Source organism: Jiella pacifica (genome assembly GCF_010500815.1).
GTDB classification, from domain to species: Bacteria; Pseudomonadota; Alphaproteobacteria; order Rhizobiales; family Rhizobiaceae; genus Jiella; species Jiella pacifica.
Genome location: NZ_JAAAMG010000037.1, coordinates 20877 through 31414 on the forward strand (window position 1 = coordinate 20877; position 10538 = coordinate 31414).

The following is a 10538-nucleotide window of genomic DNA, read 5'->3' on the forward strand; positions in this document are numbered from 1 at the left end:
CTGGCCCGGAAGGAATGGCAGCTTGCGCAAAAAAGATTTCTCCGCCTCGCGATCGAACGGAAAGAGGGCGATGAAGCTCTTCAGCGGCAATTCCAATCGATCCCTGGCGGAATCGATCGGCGACTATCTGGAACTGCCACTCGGCCAGGCCATGGTCCGCCGCTTCGCCGACCAGGAGATCTTCGTCGAGATCCAGGAGAACGTTCGCGGCGAGGACGTCTTCGTCATCCAGTCGACGTCCTTTCCCGCCAACGACCACCTGATGGAACTCCTGATCATCATCGACGCGATGCGCAGAGCTTCGGCGAGGCGCATCACCGCGGTGCTCCCCTATTTCGGCTATGCCCGGCAGGATCGGAAGGCCGGCGGCCGCACCCCGATCTCCGCCAAGCTCGTTTCCAACCTGATCACCGAGGCCGGCGCCGACCGGGTGATGACCCTCGACCTCCATGCCGGCCAGATCCAGGGTTTCTTCGACATCCCGACCGACAACCTCTTCGCCGTGCCGCTGCTCGCCCGTGACATCAAGGAGCATCAGGATCTCGAAAACCTGATGGTCGTCTCGCCGGACGTCGGCGGCGTGGTTCGCGCCCGGGCCCTCGCCAAGCGGCTCGACGCGCCGCTCGCCATCGTCGACAAGCGCCGCGACCGGCCGGGCGAGTCGGAGGTGATGAACATCATCGGTGACGTCACCGGCCGTAACTGCATCCTCATCGACGACATCATCGATTCCGGCGGTACGCTCTGCAATGCGGCCGATGCACTGATGAAGGCGGGCGCCAACAGCGCTTCGGCCTACATCACCCATGGCGTCCTCTCGGGTGGCGCGGTGAGGCGCATTGCCGCCTCCAGTCTGAAAGAGCTGGTGATCACCGATTCCATCCAGCCGACCAAGGCGATCGAAGAGGCCGAGAACATCCGCGTCGTGACGACGGCCAACCTGCTCGGCGAAGCGATCGCCCGCACGGCGTCGGAAGAGTCGGTTTCGAGCCTGTTCGACTGAGGCGGCCGCCCCCCGCTCGCGGCAAACTTTCCCGCCACGGGAAGGTGGAATGCCCGGGACGGGCGTGACATTGATGCACCGCAGCAGCGAAAGGGCGGGAGCCTCGGCGGCGGGGAGCGTCGGCGTCGCGTTCGCGGCAAAGCGCGCAAATCCCCCGGTAGCAAGGGCGCGCGGGGGCCACTGCAGCCTGCGCTGCCTCCAAAAGCCGTTGCAAGACAATGGCACGTCTGCGTGAGCGGCGCCGAAATTAACCTCTCGTTTACCCTGCCGGGTATCCTTCGGAGCGATTATTATCGCAACTGCGAAGACGAGCGGACAATGCAGCCTGATCCCATTCTGCAGAAACGCGCGACCGAAACTCTCGGCAGGCGCGGCCTGTCTCGCGCCAGAAGCCTTCGCCTGCCGACGCTCCGCCCGGCGGCAGGAGCCGCCCTTCTTGCCCTCGCACTCTTCGGCGTCCACCGGGCCGACGCCGACGGTCTGGCCGATGACGTCAAGTCTTTCGCCGGGTCCTCCCTCGCCCGGCAGAACGATCTCGCCCTTCGCCTGACCGGCGGCCAGACCGACAATCTGAAGACCCATCTGGAAGGCTTGCGGGGTGATGCCTGCGGGCCGGTGGCGGTTCGCCTTTCGCTCGGACAGACCGATGCGACGGAGGCATGGCAGAGCCTGATTGCGGCCGAGGACAACCCCGCCCGCTCGAAGACGTTGCAGACGGCGTCGAAGACCGAGCGCTGCGCCAATGCCGGCCGTGCCTGGACGGGCGGCGCGTTGACCCTGGCAACCGATGCCCCGGATGCCTCGGGGCGCGACTTCGAGCGGGTCGAGACCAATCTGTCCGCCGGCCTCGATGCCCGCATCGCAGCCGATCTGGCGCTGGGTGTCGCTGTCGGCGGCTCCAACGGCGACACGATCGAATCCGAAGGACGGACACGCGGCCGCGCGGCGCTGGGCTCCATCTCCGCCTACGCCTCCTACCATCCGAGCCGATCCTCCTTCGCGGAGGCAGCGATCGGAGCGGGTCGGCTGAAAGTCACCGATCGGGTCGTCGGCGCATCCGGAGGCCTGTCCGGTGAAGCCGGAGATGCCGGCCTCGGCGGCTTCGCGACCGTCTCCGTCGGCCGCCTGGAAGAGATCGGGAACCTCAAGGTCTCGCCCTATCTCAAGGCATCCGGCCAGGTCGTCCGTTTCTCCGAAACCCGGCAACGGATCGGGGTCGCCGACTACCGGATCGCTGCCCGATACGCGACGCGCCTCAACGGCACCGTCGGCGTCGACGCCTCCATGCCGCTGCGCCGGCTTCCGGACTGGATCGCGGTCGAACCCAAGGCCGGCGTCGAGGTCGGCTACTCGTTCGATCACCGCACGGCGGCGTCGCTCGCCCCCTCCAGCGGCGGCTCGGCCGAAGCGGTGGCAGGGTCAATGTCGATGGGCCGAACGCTGCGCTTCGACGTCGGCACCAACGTCAAGCTGTTCGACGAATGGTCGCTCGATCTCGACGTTGAATCGCAGCCGATCGCAGAAGGCCGACCGAAGACCCTGCGCCTGTCCTCCAGCTGGAACTTCTGACGGAAGCCGCGTCCAGGCCCGCTCTGCTCCGTCGCTGGCTACCGATTGCGCTCTGACCGGCTCTGTGCAATCTTCAGGCAACTTCACTGCCTGTGGCGGCCATGGTTTTTCGACTGCGGGATGTCAGCTTCAAGCATGTGGTCGTCGGGCTCGTCTCGCTGGCAGGGGCACTTTTAGCGATCGGCCTGATCACCCGCAAGGACGTCGCGGAGAAGCCTTATCTGAGAATCGCGGGGGCAGGCTTCATCTTCAACTACCGCGTTGCCGACGCCTATTACGGCTTCACGGCGCTCGTTCAGAAGCCGGTGAAGACCTATTCGATGATCGAGGCCCGCTTCGAGGACCCCGCCGGCGGCCCGCCGCATCGCGTCACCCAGAAGCTCACTCCGCGAGCGAGCCGCTACGGTCTGCGGTCGCCGCCGCTTCGCGGCATCGAGGCCGAGCGCCCCTACCACGTCTCGGTGCGGCTCATTCAGAACGGCGACGGCGCCATCCTGTTCGAAGACGAATTCACCGTGACCTCGCAGATCTCCGATCGCATCGTCCCGCCGCAACCGCTCACCATCGGACCGGGCTACCGGCGCAATCCGAACCTCCCCAACGGTTGGACGGCCCCCGCATCGGACCGAGGGTTAGATCACCCCGGATGAATTATTTGCGACGAATGCAGCTTCCGCTGTTGCGCGCGGACCGCTTGCGGAGTGATATTCCCTCAGTCTTTGCCGCGCCGTTCGCCGGCGCGTGCGTTTCTTTTCAAGCAACCCAGGAGACCCGTATGACACGGAATCTGAAGGCTCTCGGCCTCATCGTCGGAGCTACCTTCACGATGCTGCCTGCCTTTGTCTCGAACGCCGCGGCAGCCGACCCCGAAAGCTGCAAGGCCGTTCGCCTCTCCGACGTCGGCTGGACCGACATCACCTCGACGACCGCGGTCATGACCAAGCTGCTCGACGGAATGGGCTACGATCCGAACGTCAAGATTCTCTCGGTGCCGGTCACCTTCGCCTCGCTGGCCGACGACAATCTCGACGTCTTCCTCGGCAACTGGATGCCGGCCCAGGGCGAGCCGATCAAGCAGTACATCGACGCCGGCACGATCGAGCGGGTCCAGACCAACCTGGAAGGCGCCAAATACACCCTCGCCGTGCCGAAATACCTCTATGACCAGGGGCTGAAAGACTTCGGCGACATCCACAAGTTCGCCGACCAGCTGGGCAACAAGATCTACGGCATCGAGCCGGGCAACGACGGCAACAGCCTCGTCCTCGGCATGATCGAGAAGAACGAGTTCAACCTCAAGGGCTTCGATCTCGTCGCGTCCTCCGAACAGGGCATGCTTTCGCAGGTGTCGCGCGCCACGCGCTCGGAGAAGCCGATCGTCTTTCTCGGCTGGGCGCCCCATCCGATGAACAGCAATTACGACATCGAGTATCTGACCGGCGGCGACGACACCTTTGGCCCGAACTACGGCGGCGCCACCGTCTACACCGTCACCCGCAAGGGTTATTCGGAAGAGTGCCCGAACATCGGAAAGCTTCTGCAGAATCTGACTTTCGATCTCGAGCTCGAAAACCAGATCATGGGCAAGATCCTCGACGACGGTAAGGAGCCCGAAGAGGCCGCAACCGAATGGCTGAAGGCCAATCCGGACCGGCTGACGAAATGGCTCGACGGCGTCGAGACGATGGACGGCAAGCCGGCCGAACCGGCCGTGAAGGAATCGCTCGGCATCTCCTCCTGAGACCAAGCGGCCGTGACCAAGCAAGAGGACCGGCCAGCGGCCGGTCCCGCCCACACCGCAGCGCCCGGTGTCAGCCCCCATTCTCCCCCAAAATTCCGAGAGGAAGTCGTAGCCCGTGGAATGGCTTGAAGCCCACCCTTTGCCGATTGGCGATGTCGCCGAGGATTTCGTCGACTGGTTGACGGCGAACTTCACCCCCGTATTCGACGGGCTGACCGCGTTTCTGCAGGCGGTTATCGATGCCATCCTGTTCGTCCTGACCTGGCCGCATCCCTTCGTCGTCGTCGCCGCCTTCTGCCTGATCGCCTGGCTCGCCCGGCGCTCGATCTTCCCGGTAATCTTCACGCTGCTCGGCTTCCTGCTCATCATCAATCTCGGCTTCTGGCAGGCCACCACCCAGACGCTCGCCCTCGTCATCGCGGCGACGGTCACCTGCATGGTCGTAGGCGTGCCGCTCGGCATCGCCGCCGCGCGGCGGGAATGGGTCTATGTGATCCTTCGGCCGATCCTCGACCTGATGCAGACGATCCCGACCTTCGTCTATCTGATCCCCGCACTGATCCTCTTCGGCCTCGGCATGGTGCCCGGCCTCGTCGCGACGGTGATCTTCTCGCTTCCCGCCTCGATCCGCCTGACGCGGCTCGGCATCGCTTCGACGCCGACGCAGCTGCTGGAAGCCGGCGACGCCTTCGGCGCGACGCCGATGCAGCGCTTGTTCAAGGTCGAGATCCCCTACGCCCTGCCGCAGATCATGGCCGGCCTCACCCAGACGATCATGCTCTCGCTCTCGATGGTGGTCATCGCCGCCCTCGTCGGCGCGCCCGGCCTCGGCGTGCCGGTGCTTCGGGCGCTGAACGCCATCAATGTCGGCAACGGCTTCGAATCCGGCCTTGCCATCGTGCTTCTGGCGATCATCCTCGATCGCTTCTTCCGGATCGAGGAGAAGGGTCGATGACGAAGACCGTCGTTTCGTTCGAGAACGTCTCGATCATCTTCGGCCGCGGCAAGGACAAGGCGCTGGAACTTGCCGACGCCGGCAAGAACCGGGCCGAGATCCGCGAGGAGACCGGCGCGACGCTCGGCGTCAGCAATGCGACCCTCGAAGTGAAGGAGGGCGAGATCGCCGTCCTGATGGGGTTGTCCGGGTCGGGCAAGTCGACGCTGATCCGTGCCGTCAACGGGCTCGCCCCGGTCGCCCGCGGCCGGGTCGTCATCGATACGGGCCGCCAGCCGGTCGATCCGAAAGACTGCGGCGCCGCCCGCCTGCGCGAGCTTCGCCGCCACGAGGTGGCCATGGTTTTCCAGCAGTTCGCGCTGCTGCCCTGGCGCTCTGTGGTCGACAACGTCGCGCTCGGCCTCGAATTTGCCGGCGAATCGAAAGCCGCCCGGCGCAAGCGGGCGCTCGAACAGCTGGAACTCGTCGGCCTGTCGGATTGGGCGCATTCACGCGTCTCGGAGCTGTCCGGCGGCATGCAGCAGCGCGTCGGGCTCGCCCGCGCCTTTGCCACCGACGCGCCGATCCTGTTGATGGACGAGCCCTTCTCTGCCCTCGACCCTCTGATCCGCACCCGGCTTCAGGACGAGCTGATCGACCTCCAGCAGAAGCTGAAGAAGACCATCATCTTCGTCAGCCACGATCTCGACGAGGCGTTCAAGATCGGCAACCGGATCGCCATCATGGAGGGCGGGCGGATCGTCCAGATCGGCACGGCGCAGGACATCGTGCTGCGGCCGGCCGACGACTACGTCGCCGACTTCGTCGCCCATATGAACCCGCTCAACGTGCTTACCGCCGGCGACGTGATGAAGCCGATCGACCGGGAGGATACCGCACCGTCGAATGTCGCGGCCATGGCCGAGCCGACGACGCCCTTGAAGCGCATCATGGATTCGGTGAGCGGATCGAAGGGCGCGGTGGTCGTCAGCCACAAGGGCAAGATCCTCGGCCAGATCGGGCCGCAGGAGATCGTCGACGCCCTGCAGAGGCACCAGAGCGAGGGGTGATACGTCATCCCATCGGGCCGAACGGGCGGTGTCCGGTGCCCCGCCACGCCCGGACGGCTTGAAAGGTCCGACATCCGGTTCGATCCCTCGGATGTTGGATCAAGACGGCGGGAAGCCCGCCGCTCCCTCGAAAATGATTCCGATTTGCGGCCCGATGCTGTAAACGCCGGGTAAAACCATCCCCGACCGTCGCCTTCGCCGCAGGCCATTCGCCGCCGTCGGCGACTTGTTGGGAGAAACACCGGAAAGTCGTCTCATGGATCGTCTCGCCGAGGAAATCGGATCGCGCAGCCAGGCCAATGGAGCATCGCCCGCCACCAAGGCCGCGCAGCGCGCCTACGAGACGCGCCGCACCTTCGCGATCATCTCCCATCCCGACGCCGGCAAGACGACGCTGACCGAAAAGCTGCTGCTCTCGGGCGGCGCCATTGAGATGGCCGGCGCCGTGCGCTCCAAGGGCAACGGGCGGCGGGCGAAATCCGACTGGATGGACATCGAGAAGAACCGCGGCATCTCGGTCACCTCGTCGGTGATGACCTTCGAGAAGGACGGCATCAACTTCAACCTTCTCGACACGCCCGGCCACAGTGACTTTTCCGAGGACACCTATCGCACGCTGACGGCGGTCGATTCGGCGATCATGGTGATCGACGCGGCCAAGGGCATCGAGGCGCAGACCAAGAAGCTCTTCGAGATCTGCCGGCTGCGCGACATCCCGATCATCACCTTCGTCAACAAGGTCGACCGCGAGGGCCGCGATCCGTTCGAACTGCTCGACGAGATCGAAGCGGAGCTGGCGCTCTCGGTCGCGCCGATGGTCTGGCCGGTCGGCCAGGGCGGGCTCTTCAAGGGCTGCTACGACCTCGTCAAGAACGACTTTCTCTTCGCCGGCCTCGACAAGACCGTGCATTACGACGGCGGCCTCGACGACCCGGCGCTGCAGGCCGCGCTCGGCGAAACCGCCTATGGCGCATTTCGCGACACGGCCGAACTCGCCGCCGAGGGCTATGCCGATTTCGACCCCGCCGCCTATCGACAGGGCCACCTCACCCCCGTCGTCTTCGGCTCGGCGCTGCAGAACTTCGCCGTCGACCGGCTGATGGATTTCATCGCCGAACATGCGCCCGAGCCCCGGCCGCAGCCGTCCGACCGGGGGCCGGTCGATCCGTCCGAGGACAAGGTCTCGGGCTTCGTCTTCAAGGTCCAGGCCAACATGGACCCCAAGCACCGCGACCGCGTCGCCTTCGTCCGCTTCTGCTCGGGCCATTTCAAGCGCGGCATGAAGCTCGATCACGTGCGCTCCGGCAAGGCGCTGGCCGTCTCCAACCCGATCTACTTCGTCGCCCAGGAGCGGTCCCTCACCGAGGAAGCCTATGCCGGCGACGTCATCGGCATTCCCAACCACGGCACGCTGCAGGTCGGCGACACGCTGACCGAGGGCGAGGTGTTCCGCTTCACCGGCCTGCCGGCGTTTGCGCCGGAGGTGCTCCGCCGGGTGCGGCTCATCGACACGATGAAGATGAAGCAGATGAGCCGGGGTCTCGAGGACCTTGCCCAGGAAGGCCTCGTCCAGGTGTTCCGCCCGACCATCGGCTCGGACTGGATCGTCGGCGTCGTCGGCCCGCTGCAGCTCGACGTTTTGGCCTCGCGCATCGCCGGCGAATACAAGGCCGACGTCACCTTCGAGCCGGTGCAGTACAACGTCGCCCGCTGGATCCGCTCGGGCAGCGAACAGGCGCTGAAGGAATTCATCCGCGAGAACACCATGAACGTCGTGCGCGACCGGGACGGCTGGCCGGTCTATCTGTGCAAGGACGAGTGGGACCTGCGCTACATCATGAACCGCCACAAGGACATCGCCTTCGACGCGACCCGCGAGATCGTCGGTCAGGGCGTCGCGGCGAAATAGGCGCGCCAAAACCGCCGGCGGCGCGCGGCGCCCCGGTTCTCGGCTTTGCCCTCCCCCGAAGGAGCCGGGCCCTTCCCCTAGCCGTTCGCCCCAAGGGGCGGACAGCGGAACGCCGGAGGCAAGCCCTCCGAATGGGTAGTCTGACGGCTCGCCTCCGGCGTTCCGCGCGGTGTCTTTTCAGGCCCGTTCAGCTCGCTCGCTCCGCCCGGCGCCCGGGCTTTCGCCAGAGCGCCGCGCCTCGAGTTCGCTCACCGGCTGCCGACGCTTCACCCGCCCCGCCTTTTCAGCAGAGCGACCTCAAGCGGACCAATCCGCACCCGCGCCGTATTACGCGAGGGGTCGGCGGAGCCCCGAACCCGTCCGGGATGCGACGATCCTCCGGAAGGATTTCGCACCGCGGACACCACCCGCCTTCCCGAACGATCCCGGCGATCATTCGTGTCCCTCGGGAAGACGGCGAGGGAATTGTAGGCGAGGTTTGCGGGGGTGGGGATATCTTTTTGGTGGCCTTCCTGACGGTGCGGGGTGAATGGCCAGCTCTTTCAGCGGTTTTGTCATACGTGCCCCCGCAGAATGAAGCGCCGCTTTCCCCGCTTCGTCATCCTCGTGCGCAGCACGGGGATCCATGCCTCTGCGTCTCCCCTGCCGGTCGGCCTCCGGGAGCCGGCGTTTTCCGGTGCCGGACTGCTCCTGACCCGGCGAGGCATGGATCCCCGACCCTGCGGGCCGAGGATGACGAAGCGGATGGGGGAGCGCCCCCATTCTGCGCCGTCAGGGCCCAGTGAGGGAGAACGCTGGCAGCGTTCCGCTCGCATGCATTGCCAGCGAAGACCCTTGGCGGCACTTTCGATGCATGACCGGATATGTCTACCTCATGGCAAGCCAGAAGAACGGGACCCTATACGTCGGGGTGACGTCCGACCTCTCCCGCCGTGTCTACGAGCACAAAACGGAAGCGACCAAAGGCTTCACCAGCCGCTATGGCTGCAAGCGCCTCGTCTGGTACGAGGAGCATTTCGACTTCCGCGACGCCATTGCCCGAGAGAAGGCCCTCAAGAAGTGGTCGCGGGCGCGGAAGATGGCGTTGATAGAAACGATGAACCCGGGGTGGGAGGAGCTTTATCGGGGATTGGGGTGGTGAAGGCCGCGTCTTTGGTTTTCGGCAATGCGCTCGTAGATCGGCATCGAACCACACGCGCCGGCGTGTGAAGCGAGGGCGCGGTCCTCCCCGCTTCGTCATCCTCGTGCGCAGCACGGGGATCCATGCCTTCAGCGCTTCCGGTGCCGCTCCGCTTGCGGGAGCAGGCGCCATTCCGTTACCGGACTGCTCCTGACCGGGCGAGGCATGGATCCCCGCCCCTGCGGGCCGAGGATGACGAGGCGGAGGGATCAGCGTCTCGCTTTGTTCCGTCAAGGCGCAGTGACGGGAGAAGGCTCGCGAGGTGACGTGAGAATGAGCCGGTGAGTGGTGCGTCTGCTCCACCGACCCGACAACGGCCTTCACCAGACGGAACGCCGTCCTCCCCGCTTCATCATCCTCGTGCGCCAACACGGCAATCCATGCCTCAAGCGCTTCCGGTGCTACTCCGCCTGCAGGAGCCAGCGTCACCCCGGGTCCGGACTGCTCCTGACCCGGAGGCATGGGATCCCCGACCCTGCGGGCCGAGAATGACCAAGCGGAGGAGGGAGAGCTCATGCTGTATCGTCTGCGAGCGGTAAACGGAAAATACTAGCGAAGTGCCGGGGAAATCGGCTGGTGCGCCGCCCTACCCGCTTCGTCATCCTCGTGCGCCAGCACGGGGATCCATGCCTCAAACGCTTCCGTTGCCGCTCCGTTTGCGGGAGCAGGCGCCGTTCCGGTACCGGACTGCTCCTGCCCGGGCGAGGCATGGATCCCCGACCCTTTCGGGCCGAGGATGACGAAGTGGAGGGAGCAGCGTCTCGTTCTGTACCGTGGGGCGCCGAGTTGAGCGAACTGGCGCTTTGCGCCCATCTCGGCCGTTCGGCAGCCTGGGTGGTTACAGAAAGCTGACACCCACTGGATATCCTAACGTGATCGTCCGACTCGCGCAGACCGGGGGGGGACCTGCGGATGCTACGAGTGCGAATGACCATTCGTTCGGTTGCATTTGTTCTCTTTATGTTCTATATACGGACCTCTCAGTCATCAACCGGGAATTGCCTAATCTGTCCTCTTAATCTTCTTTCCATGCTATTTTTGGGAAGGAGGACCGAACCATGGGACCGTCACCATCAAGGAAGTCCGCAGGGCCGCGTGATGCGGCCACCAAGGTTGCGCATCATCGCCTGAG

General features: G+C 65.2%; 8 protein-coding genes. All 8 read left to right on the forward strand.

The window, feature by feature from the left end; translation table 11 throughout:
* Nucleotides 1-70 precede the first annotated feature (70 nt).
* Nucleotides 71-1003: a ribose-phosphate pyrophosphokinase gene (locus GTK09_RS25350; RefSeq protein WP_163466201.1), complete on the forward strand. Its 933-nt coding sequence runs from the start codon at nucleotides 71-73 to the stop codon at nucleotides 1001-1003.
* 318 nt (nucleotides 1004-1321) lie between these two features.
* Nucleotides 1322-2572: an autotransporter outer membrane beta-barrel domain-containing protein gene (locus tag GTK09_RS25355; RefSeq protein ID WP_163466202.1), complete on the forward strand. Its 1251-nt coding sequence runs from the start codon at nucleotides 1322-1324 to the stop codon at nucleotides 2570-2572.
* Between the two features lie 101 nt (nucleotides 2573-2673).
* Nucleotides 2674-3222, forward strand: a complete 549-nt coding sequence (locus GTK09_RS25360) for a hypothetical protein (RefSeq protein WP_163466203.1) — start codon at nucleotides 2674-2676, stop codon at nucleotides 3220-3222.
* Between the two features lie 125 nt (nucleotides 3223-3347).
* Nucleotides 3348-4313, forward strand: a complete 966-nt coding sequence (locus GTK09_RS25365; RefSeq protein ID WP_163466204.1) for a choline ABC transporter substrate-binding protein — start codon at nucleotides 3348-3350, stop codon at nucleotides 4311-4313.
* A gap of 115 nt (nucleotides 4314-4428) precedes the next feature.
* Nucleotides 4429-5268, forward strand: a complete 840-nt coding sequence (gene choW / locus GTK09_RS25370) for a choline ABC transporter permease subunit (RefSeq protein ID WP_163466205.1) — start codon at nucleotides 4429-4431, stop codon at nucleotides 5266-5268.
* Entirely contained in the window at nucleotides 5265-6317 is a 1053-nt protein-coding gene (gene choV / locus GTK09_RS25375) for a choline ABC transporter ATP-binding protein (RefSeq protein WP_163466206.1), read from the forward strand. The genes choW and choV overlap by 4 nt, the downstream gene beginning before the upstream one ends.
* A 256-nt stretch (nucleotides 6318-6573) precedes the next feature.
* Entirely contained in the window at nucleotides 6574-8226 is a 1653-nt protein-coding gene (locus GTK09_RS25380; protein WP_163466207.1) for a peptide chain release factor 3, read from the forward strand.
* An 853-nt stretch (nucleotides 8227-9079) separates the two neighbouring features.
* Nucleotides 9080-9367, forward strand: coding sequence for a GIY-YIG nuclease family protein (locus tag GTK09_RS25385; RefSeq protein WP_163466208.1), 288 nt, complete (start codon nucleotides 9080-9082; stop codon nucleotides 9365-9367).
* Nucleotides 9368-10538 lie beyond the last annotated feature (1171 nt).